14 protein-coding genes are annotated in these 15,915 nt (G+C 65.5%); 6 read left to right on the top strand and 8 right to left on the bottom strand.

Annotated features, from left to right (window positions below):
• Positions 1-41 precede the first annotated feature (41 nt).
• Both QA639_RS38180 and QA639_RS38185 read left to right on the top strand, forming a co-directional pair.
• Positions 42-1,421, top strand: a complete 1,380-nt coding sequence (locus tag QA639_RS38180) for a lytic murein transglycosylase (protein WP_283088691.1) — start codon at positions 42-44, stop codon at positions 1,419-1,421.
• 308 nt (positions 1,422-1,729) lie between these two features.
• The gene (locus QA639_RS38185) at positions 1,730-3,451 is read left to right on the top strand and encodes an SGNH/GDSL hydrolase family protein (RefSeq protein ID WP_157345797.1); all 1,722 of its coding nucleotides are present in this window, start codon (positions 1,730-1,732) and stop codon (positions 3,449-3,451) included.
• Positions 3,452-3,614: 163 nt separating this feature from the next.
• On the opposite strand, the gene QA639_RS38190 is transcribed toward QA639_RS38185, so the two are convergent.
• Both QA639_RS38190 and QA639_RS38195 read right to left on the bottom strand, forming a co-directional pair.
• On the bottom strand, positions 3,615-3,992 hold the full coding sequence (locus tag QA639_RS38190) for a CsbD family protein (protein ID WP_050387227.1): 378 nt from the start codon (positions 3,990-3,992) through the stop codon (positions 3,615-3,617).
• Positions 3,993-4,051: 59 nt separating this feature from the next.
• Positions 4,052-4,786, bottom strand: coding sequence for an SDR family NAD(P)-dependent oxidoreductase (locus QA639_RS38195; protein ID WP_050387296.1), 735 nt, complete (start codon positions 4,784-4,786; stop codon positions 4,052-4,054).
• A gap of 181 nt (positions 4,787-4,967) precedes the next feature.
• On the opposite strand from QA639_RS38195, the gene QA639_RS38200 reads away from it, so the two are divergent.
• Entirely contained in the window at positions 4,968-5,747 is a 780-nt protein-coding gene (locus tag QA639_RS38200; protein ID WP_050387226.1) for an SDR family NAD(P)-dependent oxidoreductase, read from the top strand.
• 101 nt (positions 5,748-5,848) lie between these two features.
• Positions 5,849-6,736, top strand: a complete 888-nt coding sequence (locus QA639_RS38205; protein WP_028334737.1) for a TauD/TfdA dioxygenase family protein — start codon at positions 5,849-5,851, stop codon at positions 6,734-6,736.
• A 229-nt stretch (positions 6,737-6,965) separates the two neighbouring features.
• Here QA639_RS38205 and QA639_RS38210 read toward each other — a convergent pair whose 3' ends face one another.
• A complete protein-coding gene (locus QA639_RS38210) occupies positions 6,966-7,625 on the bottom strand; it encodes a YqgE/AlgH family protein (RefSeq protein WP_028334736.1) in 660 nt (219 codons plus the stop codon).
• 136 nt (positions 7,626-7,761) lie between these two features.
• On the opposite strand from QA639_RS38210, the gene QA639_RS38215 reads away from it, so the two are divergent.
• Both QA639_RS38215 and QA639_RS38220 read left to right on the top strand, forming a co-directional pair.
• Positions 7,762-8,601, top strand: a complete 840-nt coding sequence (locus QA639_RS38215) for a protein-disulfide reductase DsbD domain-containing protein (protein WP_028334735.1) — start codon at positions 7,762-7,764, stop codon at positions 8,599-8,601.
• A gap of 179 nt (positions 8,602-8,780) precedes the next feature.
• Entirely contained in the window at positions 8,781-10,172 is a 1,392-nt protein-coding gene (locus tag QA639_RS38220) for an oligosaccharide flippase family protein (RefSeq protein WP_028334734.1), read from the top strand.
• Between the two features lie 83 nt (positions 10,173-10,255).
• Here QA639_RS38220 and QA639_RS38225 read toward each other — a convergent pair whose 3' ends face one another.
• From QA639_RS38225 to QA639_RS38245, 5 genes are all read right to left on the bottom strand, one after another.
• Positions 10,256-11,437: an MFS transporter gene (locus tag QA639_RS38225; RefSeq protein ID WP_283088692.1), complete on the bottom strand. Its 1,182-nt coding sequence runs from the start codon at positions 11,435-11,437 to the stop codon at positions 10,256-10,258.
• Between the two features lie 24 nt (positions 11,438-11,461).
• Positions 11,462-12,853 (bottom strand): FAD-binding oxidoreductase, encoded by a 1,392-nt coding sequence (locus QA639_RS38230; protein ID WP_283088693.1) that lies wholly within the window; start codon positions 12,851-12,853, stop codon positions 11,462-11,464.
• A 276-nt stretch (positions 12,854-13,129) separates the two neighbouring features.
• Positions 13,130-13,918, bottom strand: coding sequence for a 3-hydroxybutyrate dehydrogenase (locus QA639_RS38235; protein WP_283088694.1), 789 nt, complete (start codon positions 13,916-13,918; stop codon positions 13,130-13,132).
• Positions 13,919-13,930: 12 nt separating this feature from the next.
• Entirely contained in the window at positions 13,931-15,100 is a 1,170-nt protein-coding gene (locus tag QA639_RS38240; RefSeq protein ID WP_283088695.1) for a DUF3734 domain-containing protein, read from the bottom strand.
• A 164-nt stretch (positions 15,101-15,264) separates the two neighbouring features.
• Positions 15,265-15,762: a CAP domain-containing protein gene (locus tag QA639_RS38245; RefSeq protein WP_028334729.1), complete on the bottom strand. Its 498-nt coding sequence runs from the start codon at positions 15,760-15,762 to the stop codon at positions 15,265-15,267.
• Positions 15,763-15,915 lie beyond the last annotated feature (153 nt).

The following is a 15,915-nucleotide window of genomic DNA, read 5'->3' on the forward strand; positions in this document are numbered from 1 at the left end:
GGGCCTTCTGGAACAGCACGATTTTGACAGGCACACGACAAATGCGCGCGATGGGAACATCAAGGACCAAGCTTTTCGGCGCGAGCCTGATCGCGCTGGCCCTGCTGCTGCCCGGCAGCACGCAAGCCCAGTCGGCGGGCAACGGCCTGACCAACCTGATCGACAGCATCTTTTCCGGACCGAACGCGACGCCGCCGCAGGCCGCAACCGGACAGGACGGCGCGGCACCGCCGTGGAGCGGTGAAGACGGCGCCTCCGGCCATCCGCTGATGACCGCAGCGGCGATCCGCCAGGCCGCGTCGGACTTCCCGAACTGCGTCGCAGCGATGTGGCCAGATGCCGCACGGCGCAACATCACCCAAGAGAATTTCGAGCGCTTCACCGCCGGCCTGACGCCCGATCTGCGCATCATGGATCTGATGGATTCGCAGCCGGAGTTCACCAAGGCGATCTGGGATTATCTCGACATCCTGGTCAGCGACACCAGGCTCGCCAAGGGCCGCGAGATCCTTGCGAAATACAAGCCGCAGTTCGACGCCACCGAGAAGGCCTATGGCGTCGACCGCTACATCATCGCGGCGATCTGGGGCATCGAGTCGAACTACTCGACCCAGATGGGCGATCGCAACGTGGTGCAGTCGACCGCGACGCTCGCCTGCATCGGCCGCCGTCAGGCCTATTTCAAGGACGAGTTCCTGTCGGCGCTGGAAATCCTCAACCGCGGCGATCTCAGGCCCGAGCAGATGCGCGGCTCCTGGGCCGGCGCCTTCGGCCCGACCCAGTTCATGCCGACCGCGTTCAAGCGCTATGCCGTCGATGGCGACGGCGACGGCCGCCGCGACGTCGTCGACAATCCGAGCGACCTGATCGCCTCGACCGCCAACAATTTGAAGAAGGACGGCTGGCAGACCGGCGCGAGCTGGGGCTACGAGATCGTGCTGCCGCAAGGCCTCAATTACATGCTGGCCGACCGCGCCAAGGCGATGCCGCTGTCGCAGTGGGAACATCTCGGCGTCAAGCGGCCGGGCGGCCAGCCGTTCCCGCGGCCGTCCGACAAGGCCTATCTGCTGGCGCCGGCGGGCGCCGAGGGGCCGGGCTTTCTGATGCTGCAGAATTTCCGGGTGATCATGAAGTACAACCCGGCGGAGGCCTATGCGCTCGCCATCGGCCATTTCGCCGACCGCCTGCGCGGCGGCCAGCCCTTCGCGCAGCCCTGGCCGCGCCAGGAGCGGGTGCTGTCGCGCGCCGAGCGGCTGGAACTGCAGCAATTGCTGGCCCAGCGCGGCTTCTACAAGGGCACGCCCGACGGCCAGTTCGGCGGCCAGACCCGCGAGGCGCTGCGCGGCTTCCAGGTGTCGATCGGGGCACCGGCCGACGGCTTTGCCACCGCCGAGGTGCTGGAGCGGCTCAGGGGGCGGTAGGGCTGAAGCCGCAGGCTGCCCCGTAGCCCGGAAATCCGGGGTTCTCGCCGTGCGGTTGGTCTGGTCCCGGATTACGCTTCGCTCCATCCGGGCTACGGCTCTCCCTCCCCCGCAAGCGGGAGAGGGGGCACGGTTCCGTCGCCGCGACGGCTAGGCCCTCCACCCCGAAAGTAACCGTGAAATCCGATATTTGCCGCCAGCCTTGACGGCGGCCGGAGGCACCCGATTTATGGTGGAAAAGCTGCCCGCTTGCGGCCCGATTCCGCTAGTATGCTCACGTACTTCCAGATCATTTGCGACCGAACGCGATGCGAGAGCCAAAGTCCTTTTTGCGCATATTCACCGAAGCCGGTCCGCTGGTCGCGCTGACGGTGGCGCTTGCGCTGTTGATCGGCATCGCCCAGCCCGCCTCGGCGCAATTCTTCGGCTTCCCCGGCTTCGGCGGCGGACCGCCGCAACCACAGCGCCGCGCTCCGCCGCAGCACGGCGGTGGCGGCTGGTTCGGCGGTGATTTCTTCGCGCCGTTCCAGCAGCAGCAGCCCCAATCATCGCAGCCGCAGCGGCCGCGCGAGGATTTTTCGCGCGCTCCGGCGCCGGCCAAGCGCGAGGCCGCCGCGGAGCGCAACGTGCTCGTCATCGGCGACGCCATGGCCGACTGGCTCGGCTATGGCCTGGAGGATGCCTATTCCGACCAGCCCGACATGGGCGTGATCCGCAAGCACAAGACGGTCTCCGGCCTGATCCGCTATCAGCCCAAGGGCGACCCGGCGGATTGGGCCGCGGCCGCGAAGGGCATTCTCGCCACCGAGAACCCCGACGCCATCGTCGTGATGCTCGGCCTCAACGATCGCACCGCGATCCGCGAATCTGTCGTGGAGAAGAAGGTCGACAAGAAGGACGAGAAGAAGGACGCGCGCGGCAAGCCGGAGGCCAAGCCCGGCGACAAGCCCGATGCCGCCGCCAAGAATGACGGCAAGGCTGAGGCCAAGCCCGCCGATCCCGAGTTACCGGCCGACGACGCCGACAACGATCAGCAGGCCGCGCCGGAAAAGACTGCGCGCTCGCCCAACGGCCTCTATGAATTCCGCGACGACCGCTGGGTCGAGCTCTACGGCAAGAAGATCGAGGAGCTGATCAACGTGCTGAAGAGCAAGGGCGTGCCGGTGCTGTGGGTCGGCCTGCCCGCGATCCGCGGCCAGAAGGGCACGTCGGACATGCTGTTCCTCGACGCGCTCTATCGCGACGGCGCCGGCAAGGCCGGCATCACCTATGTCGACGTCTGGGACGGTTTTGTCGACGAGGCCGGCCGCTTCATGCAGAAGGGTCCGGACTTCGAAGGCCAGCCCCGCAAGCTGCGTACCGATGACGGCGTGTTCTTCACCAAGGCCGGCGCGCGCAAGCTCGCGCATTATGTCGAGCGCGAGGTGACGCGTCTGCTCGCGGTGCGCTCCGGGCCGATCGCGCTGCCCAGCGAACCGGCGACGCCGGATACCAGTGCCGAGCCCGGCAAGCCCGCACCGCGGCCGCTGGCGGGCCCGGTGCTGCCGCTGGTCGCCTCCACGGTCGGCACCGATCAATTGCTCGGCGGACCGGGCTCGCGGCCCGCCGCCGTCGATGCGCTCGCCGCGCGCACGCTGGTGAAGGGCGAGGCGCTGGCGCCGCCTGCCGGCCGCGCCGATGATTTCGTCTGGCCGCGCCGCGAGATGGGCCGCGAGCAAGCCAAGGGCGATGTGCCGGTTGCCGCGACCACGCCGGCCGCGCCGGCGGGCGGGCCGGCCAATCCGCCGCCCTCGACCACGGCGATCGCGCCCGACGGCTCGATCATCACCGCGCCGAAGCCGCCAAGGCGCGCGTTCCGTCCGGCCCAGACCCAGGCCCAGCCGCAACAACAGCAGCCGCAGACACAGCCCTGGCTGCGCGATCTGTTCGGGTTCGGCGCGCCGCAGCAGCGCCCGCTGGTCGCTCCGCCGCCGCGCCCGCCGCGCGGTGTCGGACAGCGGGCCGCGGTGCCGGGGAATCCGTGGCAGTAGGCGGCGCGCACGCGCGACAAGCCAGCTGATGGCTGGAAATTTGCGGGAAACTTGCACGGCGGGTCAGGCGAAGCCGTAACCCGCCGTGTCTTGCGCGGCGTCTCGCACGGCGAGAGGGCGGGTTACGCTATCGCCAACCCGCCCAGCGATTTCATCGTGTGGCTCAACCGTAATAGCGCCAGCGCGACGGCGGCGGGCGGCGCGGCTGGCGCGTCATCAGGAGCGCGAGCGCAAAGCCGATGCCGCCGGCGATCAGCAGAGATCCCAGCGGGTTCTCCTGCACCGCATGCGCCATCGCCTTCTGTCCGCTGCGAACGGTCTCGCCGCGATGCTCATAGGCGTCCTTGGCGTAGTTGACCGCAGTGTCGGCGGCGTCGCGCGCGGCATCCTTGGCCTGGCCGTAGAGATCCTGCACCGAGCCCGCGGCTTCACGCGCGCGGCCCGAGGCCTGGGTCTGCGCATCGCCGGTCGCGTCGCCCACAGCGCCTTCGGCCTTGCCCGCGAACTCCTTCGCCGTTCCGAAAATCCGATCCTTGTCCATCGTCACGCTCCCTGATCTGTCCGGGAGCTAACCGGGAAACGGCGCGCAGGTTCCTGCGGTTACAGGATCAGCCCACCGTCGACGACGATGGTCTGGCCGACGATGTAGGACGCGAGCGGCGAGGCCAGGAACAGCGCGGCGCCGGCCATGTCGGCGGGCGTGCCGAGACGCTTCAGCGGAATGCGCTCGAGCGCGCCTTCGAGACGCTTCGGATTTGCCGTCGTCGCCTTGGTCATCTTGGTGTCGACGAGGCCGGGCGCGATGCCGTTGACGCGGATGCCGTTCTCCGCCCAGGCCTCGCCGAGCGTGCGCGTCAGCCCGACGGCGCCGGTCTTCGAGGCGTTGTAGGCCGGATTGCCCATGGTGGAATGATAGGCCGCGGTCGAGCTCACGATGATCAGCGAGCCCTTGCTCTCGCTCAGCATCGCCTGGAATTTGGTGGCGCACGCCATCAGGCTCATCAGGTTGACCTCGAGCACCTTGCGAAACCCCTCCATCTCGAATTCCCCACGGCGGTAAATCACCGCGCCCTGCGCCAGCACCAGCACGTCGAGCCGGTCGAACGACGGCGTGAAGGCCTCGATCGCCTGCGGGTTGCTGACATCGAGCTGCGCGTAGGCGAGGCCCTCGAGATGCGAGCCTTCCTCGGTCGAATAGTCGCTCGCCTGCGCGCGGGTGCCGCAGATCGCGACGCGCGCGCCCTTGGCGCGGAACGCCTGCGCGATGCCGTTGCCGATGCCGCTGGAGCCGCCGACCACCAATATCTGCTTGCCGCCGAAATCGAGCTCGTTCATCGCGCGTTCCTCTCTCGTGCTGTTGTCTTGATTGAGCATGATCCTTCTCGAAAAGCCAACCGGGAAACTTGCGTTAACGCGCTGCGCGCATGCCGATATGGGATCAGTGGTTTGACGTATCTTGCGATCGGTGCCAGCGTTGCCGTCTCTCACAACGCAAAAAATCAACGGGGGGTCCGTCATGTCCGAATACAAGCAGCTCAGCCGTTCGGTGAAGGGCCTCACCGTTCTCGTCACCGGCGCCGCCAGCGGCATGGGCCGCGCCACCGCGCGGGTGTTTGCCGATGAAGGCGCCAATGTTGCGGTCACCGACCTCACCGAAGAAGGCACGCAGACGGTGGCGAAGGAGATTTCGTCAGGCGGCGGCTCGGCGAAGGCCTGGACGCTCGACGTCAGCGATCGCGACGCCATCACCAAGGTCGTCAACGACGTCGCCGCGCATTTCGGCGGGCTCGACATCATCGTCAACAATGCCGGCATCTCGGTGCGGGTGCCGATCGACGATCCCGCTTATGAGGACGCCTGGGCCAAGGGCATCGCTGTGATGCTGACGGCGCATCCGCGCATCATCCGCGCCGCACTGCCATACCTGCGCAAGTCGCGCTCGCCGCGCATCGTCAACATCGCCTCGACCGAGGCGCTCGGCGCGACCGCGCTGCACAGCCCCTACTCCGCGGCCAAGGGCGGCGTCACCAGCCTGACCCGCTCGCTCGCGGTGGAACTGGGACGCGAGGGCATCACCGTGAACTGCATTTGCCCGGGCCCGATCCGCACCGCCATCACCGACCGCATCTCCGAGGAGCACAAGACGCTCTACGCCAAGCGCCGCACCGCGCTTGCCCGTTACGGCGATCCGGAAGAGGTAGCGCACATGACGCTGAGCCTGTGCCTGCCCGCCGCATCGTTCCTGACCGGCGCCGTGATTCCGGTCGACGGCGGGTTGATGGCGCGGAATGCCTGACCCGCGCACGGCCCGCGAGCGTTGACAGCGCGCGCGCGGCGAGTAGCCTTCTCGTCAAACGAAGCGGGAAAACCGCCCGCGACAGACGGGGAGATACGCCAATGACGGTCCTGATCCGGCAGCTTCACAAGCATTTCGTCGGCGAGGTTTCCGGCGTCGATCTGCGCAAGCCGCTGACGAAGCAGGAAGCGATCGACATCGAGGCCGGCATGGACAAATACGCCGTGCTCGTGTTCCACGGCCAGGACATCTCCGACGAGCAGCAGATGGCATTCGCGCTGAATTTCGGCGAGCGCGAAGATGCGCGCGGCGGCACGGTGACGAAGAAGCAGGACTACCGTCTCTCCTCCGGGCTGAACGACGTCAGCAATCTCGGCAAGGACGGCAAGCCGCTGCCGAAGGATCACCGCACCCATCTGTTCAATCTCGGCAACTGCCTGTGGCATTCCGACAGCTCGTTCCGGCCGATCCCGGCGAAATTCTCGCTGCTGTCGGCGCGCGTGGTGAACCCGAAGGGCGGCAACACCGAATTCGCCGACATGCGCGCCGCCTATGACGCGCTCGACGACGAGTTCAAGGCCGAGATCGAGGACATGATCTGCGAGCACTCGCTGATGTATTCGCGCGGCTCGCTCGGCTTCCTCGACTACACCGAAGACGAGAAGCAGATGTTCAAGCCGGTGCTGCAGCGCCTGGTGCGCACGCATCCGGTGCACGGCCGCAAGTCGCTGTATCTGTCGTCGCACGCCGGCGCCATCAGGGGCATGAGCATGCCGGAGGCGCGGCTGTTGCTGCGCGACCTCACCGAGCACGCGACGCAGCCCGAATTCGTCTATGTGCACAAATGGACGGTGCACGACCTCGTGATGTGGGACAACCGCCAGACCGTGCACCGCGTCCGCCGCTACGACCAGTCGCAGCCCCGCGACATGCGCCGCGCCACGGTCGCGGGCACCCAGCCGACGGTCGCGCAGGAAGCGGCGGAGTAGCGGTCGCGATGGCTGTCGTAGCCAAACCACCGCTGTCGTAGTCGAACCCACAGCTGTCGTCCCGGGCAAGCGTAAGCGCGACCCGGGACCCATAACCACAGGGCGCTGTTGTTGCACGACGCTGTGGCCCCAGCGCGGCGCCGCAATTGCATGCGGTGGTTATGGGCCCCTGCTTTCGCAGGGACGACACCGTGAATGTGGACGGATCGTCGACGACCTCAGCGACAGCCTACGCGTGGCCGGCGTCGTTCGAGAGCATGCCGGCCTCGATGCCGATCTTGCGCAAGGCGCGCGCGTATTTCTCGTCGACGTCGGTACCGAAGATCAATTCCGGATCGGCGTCGCAATGCAGCCAGCCATTGTGCTGGATCTCGTTCTCGAGCTGGCCCGGCGCCCAGCCGGCATAGCCGAGCGCGAGGATCGCGTGCTTCGGCCCGGCGCCCTTAGCGATCGCCTTCAGGATATCGACGGTCGCGGTGAGCGAGATGCCGTCGTCGATGTTGAGTGTCGCATCCTGAATGTAGAAGTCGCTGGAATGCAGCACGAAGCCGCGGCCGGTGTCGACCGGGCCGCCCTTCATCACCTTCATCATCTCGGCATTCTCGGGCAGCTGGATCTGGTCCGACTTCTCGATGATGTCGAGCTGCACCAGCAGCCCGGGAAAATCGATGCTGCCGGCGGGACGGTTGACGATGATACCCATCGCGCCCTCGGAGGAATGCGCGCACATGTAGATCACGGAGCGTTCGAAGCGCGGGTCGTTCATGACAGGCATCGCGATCAGCATCTGGCCGTCGAGATAGCCACCTTCGGCGGCATGGGCGCCGACGGCCGGGTTTCTGCCGGCGGTGGTCTTGCGAGTCTTGCCTGTTTTGCCTTCAGGGCGCATCCGCAAAGGCCTTTCCTGCTGATTTGGCATCCTGATATCGGGTGGCGGTTCTGTCAATCAACCATCGACCGCCGTGCGGCGATGCATCACAAGCAATTCAATGGTTTGCACCGAAAGTTACAGGTAAAGACGTCTCATGATCGTCATAGTTCCCTTGCGTGCCGCATTTGGCGTTGCCACCCTGTTTTCCGTCGCATGTATGGCAACGGAGGTCCGCGCCGACGACGCCTCGCCGTGGCAACAGGACACGCATTCGGCGGTGCGGCTGCTCGCCGGATCGCGCAGCGGCGCGGTGCTGCTTGGCGGCATTGCGTTCCAGTTGCAGGACGGCTGGAAGACCTATTGGCGGACGCCCGGCGATTCCGGCGTGCCGCCGCGGTTCGATTTCTCCAGGTCGGATAACGTCGAGGCGGTCACCGTGATGTGGCCGGCGCCGCGGCAATTCGACGACGGCGCCGGCGGCACCTCGCTCGGCTACAAGCACCAGGTGGTGCTGCCGCTGCGCATCGTGGCGAAGAATCCCGACAAGCCGCTGGTGCTGCGCGCCGACATCAACTACGCGGTGTGCGAGAAGCTGTGCGTGCCGGTGGAGGCGAAGGCCGAGCTGGCGTTCGCGAGCGTCGCATCGACCGAGGACGCCGCGCTGTCGGAAGCACTCAACGCGGTGCCGAAGCCCGCCAATATCGGCGACCCGATCCCGTTTTCGATCCGCGACGTCAAGCGCGACGGCAAGAACAACGTGCTGGTCGATGTCGCCGCGCCCGAGAGCAAGGACCTCAGCCTGTTCGTCGAGGGGCCGACGCCCGACTGGGCGCTGCCGGTGCCCAAGCTCGTTGCGCAGGCGCCGCCGGGCGTGAAGCGCTTTTCTTTCGAGCTCGACGGCCTGCCGCCCGGCGCCAAGGCCGACGGCGCCGCGCTGAAGCTGACGCTGGTCGGCGGCGACAAAAGCTACGAATTCAATATCAATTTGAATTGAGCCGTAGGTCATTCCGGGGCGATGCAGCGCATCGAACCCGGAATCTCGAGCTCCCGGGTTCAGTGCTTCGCACTGCCCCGGGACGACCCCGAAGGGGTGCGTCACCCAACCCAATCTTAACGTTTCGTTGATAGATCGGAGGCCATTGCCGCCACGCGGCGCTTTAGGAATTTTCCGCCTTGGCTGTGATGGAGACACAATCCGCAACCTCTGCGCCATCGGGTCGGGCCGCACGCCTGCGCAGCCTCGCCGCGCGCGCGCTCGGCGGCACCAAGGAGGCGTCAGTCACCAAGCGCCTCGCCGGCATGATCTTCGCCATCCGCGTCATCAGCGCCGGCATCGCCTATCTCGCGCAGATCCTGCTGGCGCGCTGGATGAGCGGCTCGGATTACGGCATCTATGTCTATGTCTGGACCTGGGTGCTGCTGCTCGGCAGCACCATGGATTTCGGCATCGCGCCCTCCGCCCAGAAGATCATTCCGGAATACCGCGCGCGCGGCGACCTCGCGGCGCTGCGCGGCTTCCTCTCAGGCGGCCGCTGGGTGGTGCTTGCGACGTCCAGCGTGGTCGCGCTGCTGCTGGCCGGCGTAATCCACCTCGCCTCGCCCTGGATCGATCCCAACGCGGTGGTGCCGCTCTATATCGGCTGCCTGACGCTGCCGCCCTTCGTCGTCGCCAACACCCAGGACGGCATCTCCCGCGCGCATGACTGGATGCAGCTCGGCCTGATGCCGCAGTTCATCGTGCGGCAGGGGCTGATCATCGCGCTGACCGCCGGCGCGCTGGCGCTTGGCCTCAATCTCGGCGCCACCGCGGCGATGATCGCGAGCGCGGCCGCGGTGTACATCGCGGCGATCGGCCAGATGGTCGTGCTCAACCGCCGCCTCACCGCCCATCTCGGGGTGGGCGAGAAGAGCTACGACGTCAAGGGCTGGTTCGCGATCTCGCTGCCGATCATGCTGGTCGAGAGCTTCTATCTGCTGCTCGGCTACACCGATGTGCTGATGCTGCAGCAGTTCCGCTCGTCCGAGGAGGTCGGCATCTATTTCGCCGTGGTGAAGACGCTGGCGCTGGTGTCGTTCGTGCACTACGCGATGGCGGCGACCACGGCGCACCGCTTCGCCGAATACAACGCGCTCGGCGACAAGGACCGGCTGTCGGCCTATGTCGCGCACACCATCAGCTGGACGTTCTGGCCCTCGCTGTTCGCAACCGTTGCCCTGCTGGCGTTCGGCAAGCCGCTGCTGTGGCTGTTCGGCCCGAAATTCGTCGACGGCTACAGCATCATGTTCGTCGCCGCGATCGGCCTCGTGGTCCGCTCGGCAATCGGGCCGGTGGAGCGGCTGTTGAACATGCTCGGCCACCAGAGCATCTGCGCGACCGCCTATGCGGTGTCGTTCCTGATGAATGTCGGGCTCTGCATCGCCCTCGTCCCGCGCTACGGCGGCATGGGCGCCGCGGCCTCGACCTCGCTGTCGCTGACCTTCGAGACGATCCTCTTGTTCTATGTCGTGCGCTCGCGCCTCGGCCTGCACGTGCTGGCATTCGGCAAGCGGCGGCCGGCGTCATAGGATTGCGCCGGACGGGGCATAGTGCGATGCATGACTGTCGCCGGACCGAGGAACCTGCCTGACCGCGTTCAGCCTTGCGCCCGTCAGGCGCGCCTGATGTCCGCCCGCTCCCAATGGTGGCCGGCAACCATGCGGCGGAAGAACCCCAGAACGGCCGGGCAAGCCAGGAGCACGGCGGCGCCGAAGTCGAGCGCCGCGCTCGCGGAGCCGACCGCGGTGGAGAGCTTTCCTCCGATCGCAGGTCCAGCCAGCATGCCGGCGTAAAAGACGGTGTAGAATATTCCCATTCCGATCGGCCGCGTCTTCTGCTCGAGCACGCGCGCAGGCAGGCTCATGATCGGACCGGCAGGCAGGCCGCAGAGGATTCCAAGAGCAATGACGACGGGAAGCACCGTGCCGCTGCGCGACAGGAGCAGTGTCAGGAGCGCGAAGGCGATGCAGCCCGTGACCAGGATGACCTCGCCGCGCTTGGTCCGATCGGCGAGGAAGCCGCCCAACGGCACCGAAAGGGCGGCGAGCCAGAGCACGATACTGATGGTTGATCCGGCTGCGGCGCCGGACCAGCCCTGCTCGACCAGCATCGACGGACCGAAACTGAAGATCATCGCAAAACCGATGTTGTAGAGACACCAGATCAGCCCGGCGGCAATCACGGCGCAGATCGTGTCGGCGGTCAGGCTGCTGCCCTCGCCTTCAACCGCGACGGCCGCATCCGGCGCGCGATAAACCAGAGCGATGAGGCCGAGACCGATCAGGATCACCCCGGCGACGGCAAGATTGACGGCATGGAGTCCGAGCGTGGCTCCGATTGCCGGCAACAGCATGAGAGCGACTGCGATGCCGGCCGGCCACGAGTTGATGAAAATAGCCATCGCGGTGGCGATTTCCCGGCCGACAAACCAGTCCGCGACCATCTTGGTCATCAGAACGTTCAGGAGGACGCCGCCGATGCCGGCAGTCAGTCGGCCCGCGATCTGCACGCTCCACGACGTTGACGTGGTCATCTGCAGTTCGCCTGCCAGCATCATCAGGAGACCGGCAAGGACCACCACCTTATCGCCGTAGCGGCGGCCGATCGCGCCGCCAGGCAAGGCAAGCAAGGCGCCCGGCGCAAAGTAGAGCCCGATCAGAACGCCGATATCGGCCAGGCTCGCGCCGAGACCCTGGCTGAGCTGCGGTGCGATGGCCGCGACGCTCTGAAACTGAAAGGCGATGGTGGCACGAGCGACGAACAGAGCAGCAAGAATGGTCCAGCGGCTTCGCATTTGGATTTTCTCCGATGCCCAGAACTATGTCGTCGGCTTGATGTTCTGGTTCAGGCGGAAGAAATTCGTCGGATCGTATTTGTTCTTGAGCGCGACGAGGCGTCCGTAATTTTCACCATAGGCGTCGCGCACCCGGTCTTCGCCCTCATCCCCCAGGTTGTTGGCATAGACGCCGCCGGTCGAATAGGGCCTGACGGCACTCCACAGCTCGCGTGCCCAATGCATGTTCGCCTCGTCACCGGCCGGATCGTCCCAGATCGCAACCGGAAAGCAGTCGAATGCCGCATCGCGGTTTGCGTAAGGCGAGCTCGATACCGGAACCCGTGCAATTGCGCCGCCGACATGCTGGAGAACCAGCAAGGACGCGGTGTTGGGGGCTCTCGCATAAGCGTCGAGCAGCGCGTCGATCGCGCCGGCACCGATCTCACGCAGGAACTGCGCCTTCCAGTAATAGCGACGTCCCCGCGGAAACAGGGCATCGCCGCCCGACTGAATCTCGAGATAGGGAACGGTTGCGAGGCGCGTCTCAACGGGCGAGCCGAACTTGACGATCGGCGAAAGGGCGCGCTCACCGTCATGATGCGAGCCGACGTAACAACCGGAGATATTGAAAAACCGCTCGCCCGACGGCAGCGTCACAAGGGCCGCGTCGACGTTGACCTCATCGGCAGCGTTGCGGGCGAATTCGTCGTAGAACTGCATGGCCTCGCGCGCCTGATCGTAAGGATAAAGCGTCGACGCCACGGGCAACGACGTGCTGATCGGATGCAACTGGTATTCGAACGCAGTCGCGATGCCGAAATTGCCGCCGCCTCCTTTCAAGCCCCAGAGCAGATCGGGGTGTTCGGCCGCGCTGGCCCTTAAAACCTGTCCCTCGGCTGTCACCACTTCGGCGGCAATCAGGTTGTCGCAGGTCAACCCGTATTTTCGCCCGAGCTTGCCGAAGCCGCCGCCAAGCGTGAGCCCGGCGATGCCGGTGTCGCTGTTGACCCCCATGGTGGTCGCCAGGCCGTGCGCCTGCGTGGCACGATCGAATTCGCCGAGATCGAGGCCGGCCTCCGCGCGCGCGGTGCGGCTGACCGGATCGACATCGATGCGTTTCATCCGCGACAGGTCGATGACCATGCCGCCGTCACAGACTGAGAGGCCGGCGACATTGTGGCCTCCGCTGCGAACGGCCACCGGGAACGTGCGGGACCTCGCGAACGTCACCGCCTCGACCACATCCTGGGTATCCACGCAGTAGGCGATCATGGCCGGCCGCCTGTCGACGGCGCCGTTCCAGACCTTGCGCGCCTCGTCGTAACCGGCGCTCCCGGCGAGGACCACCTCCCCCTTGAGCTGTAGCTGCGAGCTGGGCCGAAGCTCGGAATGCGGTTCGCCCATCACCTCGTTATTAGCCTGCCGCTGCTCCATCCGATTTGCTCCTCGCCAGGAATGCCCATGCCATCATCCCACGGCGGGCCAAATCGTCCTGAATCCGATCGGAAAAAGTTGCAAAATTTCGCCAAAAGCGATGGCTCCAGGCGATGGCGACGATCTGCAAGGTCGGTCCATTTCGTCTCGAGGCAGACGCCAACACGCGCACGGCCGGCGATGTCGTCCGCCCTGGCTTGCAGCCCCAAAGCAAAAGCCGGCCCTGATCCAATCAGGGCCGGCTTGTTCCTTAGGCCGCCAAATCCCGCCGGAAAATTACTCCGCGGTCCAGCCGCCGTCGATCGAGTAGTTGGAGCCGGTGATCTGCGCGGCGTCGTCGCTGCACAGGAACAGCGCGAGCGCCGCCACCTGCTCCGAGGTCACGAACTCCTTGGTCGGCTGCGCGGCGAGCAGCACGTCCTTGATGACCTGCTCCTTGGTCACGTTGCGCGCCTTCATGGTCTCCGGGATCTGGTGCTCGACCAGCGGGGTCCAGACATAGCCCGGGCTGATGCAGTTGCAGGTGATCTTGTGCTGCGCAAGCTCCAGCGCCACCGTCTTGGTGAGGCCGGCGATGCCGTGCTTGGCCGAGACATAGGCCGACTTGAACGGCGAAGCGACCAGCGAGTGCGCCGAGGCGGTGTTGATGATGCGGCCCCAGCCGCGCTTCTTCATGCCGGGCACCGCGGCGCGGATGCCGTAGAACGCGGACGACAGATTGATCGCGATGATCGCTTCCCACTTCTCCGGCGGGAATTCCTCGATCGGCGCAACAAACTGGATGCCGGCATTGTTGACGAGGATATCGACCGAACCGAAGGTCTTCTCGCCGAGCGCAATCATGTCGGCGATCTCGGTCGGCTTGGTCATGTCGGCCGGCGAGTGCACGGCCTTGACCTTGAAGTCGGTCTCGATGCCCGAACGCTCCTTCTCGATATCGGCCGGAACGCCCATGCCGTTGAGAACGATATTGGCGCCAGCACCGGCGAAGGCGCGCGCATAAGCCAATCCGATGCCGCTGGTCGAGCCGGTTACAACGGCGGTCTTGCCTGTCAACGTACCCATTATCGGTCGCTCCTATTTGCTTGCGGGGGGCGTGGGTTCATCCCCCGTGAGGTCGTAAGTCACCATGGTCTCCCCGGACTGCGGCCGTTCTAGCCATTCTTTGTGACGCATCGACAAATGCACGTCGCGGACGCCCGCGCCCCAGTGCTCGACCATCGCAACGTGGGAGAAGTCGTAGTCCTTCGAGGAGCTCTCGTAGTTCTTGCTCTTGTAGATCAGGTGAACCACCGTGACGGTGTTCTCCTTGGACGCCTTGCGCAGCAGTTCGACCGACGGATCGTTCTTCAGGTAATCGGGCAGCTTGCCGATCAGGTCGCGCACCGCCATGCGGGCGTTGTGGATCTGCCTGTTCTTGTCGGTGTTCATCCGCGTCCGGCTGGAATAGCGGATATCCTTCTCGCGCTCGGCGGCCTCCAGCAACGTCTCCGGCAACGGCCCGCGCGCGCTGAACAGATCGACCTGGAAGATCAGCAGATCGCGGTTGATCTCCTCGTCGAGCACGAAGTCGAGCGGGGTGTTGGAGGCAATGCCGCCGTCCCAGTAATGCTCGCCCTCGATGACGACGGACGGAAAGCCCGGCGGCAGCGCGCCCGAGGCCATGATGTGTTCGGGGCCTATCTTCTTGCCGACCTTCCTGAACTCGTAATTGTCGAAGTAGCGGAAATTGCCCGAGGTGACGCTGACCGCGCCGACCGACAGGCGCGTCTTGAGATCGTTGATGCGGTCGAAATCAACCAGGCGCTCCAGCGTCTTTTTCAGGGGCCCGGTGTCGTAATAGCTCAGCGATTGCGAGCTGCCGGGCGGCCACAGCGGCGCCGGCGGAATCCGCGGCGTGAAGAAGCCGGGCACGCCGAAGGTCGCGATGATGGCGGCAGAGGTCTCGTTGAACAGCGAGCGGGCGCGGTCATGATTGGAGACCGGATTCCACGGCACCGGCGCCGACACCATCTCCCAGAATTCCTTCAGCCGCGGCACGCGCTTGGCCGGCTCGTTGCCGGCGATGATCGCGGCATTGATGGCGCCGATCGAGATGCCGGCGATCCATTCCGGCTCGAAGCCTGCGTGACAGAGCGCCTGAAAGGCGCCGGCCTGATAGGAGCCGAGCGCGCCGCCGCCCTGAAGAACCAGCACGCGCTGCGCTTGCGCCGGCGTCAAGGCCGGCGCGGAATCCGAAGTATCCATTCGTAACCGTTGGGTCAGGAAATGACTTGGGGCGCACCGTGGCGGCTGTTTACCGCGGCGTCAATCAACGAGATGAAGGGCGCTATTGTTTGAGCATGATCTTCTCGGAAAACCGCCTCACACTTTTCCGGATCATGCTCTGGATCACGCGGAATTTATCGAAATCAGGTTGCCGCCAAAATGAGCGTCCAGAACACCTTGTACTTGGTGTTGGGAGCATAGACCGCCGCGATGCCCATTTTTGTGACACCGCTCTTCAGCATATTGGCCTTGTGCGGCGGTGAATCGCGCCATCCCGAGAAGGCTTCGGCAAGCGTGTGATAGCCGGCCGAGATGTTCTCGACCGCCACCGTCGCAGGATAGCCCCCGGCCTGCAGCCGCTTGCCGAGCGGGGCCTTCACGTCGTGGTCCATCTTGTTGCGGGCGGCCATCGCCTGCGATTGCTGCTCGGCGAGCTTGGTCAGGTCCGGATCCACCACGACGGTGCCAAGGCCGTTGTTCTGGCGATACTGCGAAAACATGATCGCGGCCGCCTGGCTATCCAGGACAGCGCCGGGTTGGGCCATGTTGAGATACATGGTCGGTTCTTCCGGGATTTTGGTGTCCGTGCCGCAGCCGGCAAGCAGCAGAAGCCCGAACAGGGCGACCGTCGTCCGTTTCACTGTAAGAAAACCCCCAAAGATTGGCCCGCCGTTGTTGCATACCAACCGTGGCTGAATGGTGAACAGGGGCTAACTTTTGGCCACACAAAACGCCGTCATTCCGGGGCGATGCGGTAGCATCGAACCCGGAATCCCGAGATTCCAGGCTCGATC

Origin of the sequence: Bradyrhizobium pachyrhizi, from assembly GCF_029714545.1 — a bacterium.
In the GTDB taxonomy this organism is placed as follows: domain Bacteria; phylum Pseudomonadota; class Alphaproteobacteria; order Rhizobiales; family Xanthobacteraceae; genus Bradyrhizobium; species Bradyrhizobium pachyrhizi.

What these genes read in the sequence shown, in the direction of transcription:
- QA639_RS38235 (WP_283088694.1), bottom strand. Translation starts at nt 13,918, where the DNA reads ATGGGTACGTTGACAGGCAAGACCGCCGTTGTAACCGGCTCGACCAGC.
- QA639_RS38195 (WP_050387296.1), bottom strand. Translation starts at nt 4,786, where the DNA reads ATGAACGAGCTCGATTTCGGCGGCAAGCAGATATTGGTGGTCGGCGGC.
- QA639_RS38200 (WP_050387226.1), top strand. Translation starts at nt 4,968, where the DNA reads ATGTCCGAATACAAGCAGCTCAGCCGTTCGGTGAAGGGCCTCACCGTT.
- QA639_RS38180 (WP_283088691.1), top strand. Translation starts at nt 42, where the DNA reads ATGCGCGCGATGGGAACATCAAGGACCAAGCTTTTCGGCGCGAGCCTG.
- QA639_RS38210 (WP_028334736.1), bottom strand. Translation starts at nt 7,625, where the DNA reads ATGCGCCCTGAAGGCAAAACAGGCAAGACTCGCAAGACCACCGCCGGC.
- QA639_RS38190 (WP_050387227.1), bottom strand. Translation starts at nt 3,992, where the DNA reads ATGGACAAGGATCGGATTTTCGGAACGGCGAAGGAGTTCGCGGGCAAG.
- QA639_RS38240 (WP_283088695.1), bottom strand. Translation starts at nt 15,100, where the DNA reads ATGGATACTTCGGATTCCGCGCCGGCCTTGACGCCGGCGCAAGCGCAG.
- QA639_RS38205 (WP_028334737.1), top strand. Translation starts at nt 5,849, where the DNA reads ATGACGGTCCTGATCCGGCAGCTTCACAAGCATTTCGTCGGCGAGGTT.
- QA639_RS38230 (WP_283088693.1), bottom strand. Translation starts at nt 12,853, where the DNA reads ATGGAGCAGCGGCAGGCTAATAACGAGGTGATGGGCGAACCGCATTCC.
- QA639_RS38225 (WP_283088692.1), bottom strand. Translation starts at nt 11,437, where the DNA reads ATGCGAAGCCGCTGGACCATTCTTGCTGCTCTGTTCGTCGCTCGTGCC.
- QA639_RS38215 (WP_028334735.1), top strand. Translation starts at nt 7,762, where the DNA reads ATGATCGTCATAGTTCCCTTGCGTGCCGCATTTGGCGTTGCCACCCTG.
- QA639_RS38185 (WP_157345797.1), top strand. Translation starts at nt 1,730, where the DNA reads ATGCGAGAGCCAAAGTCCTTTTTGCGCATATTCACCGAAGCCGGTCCG.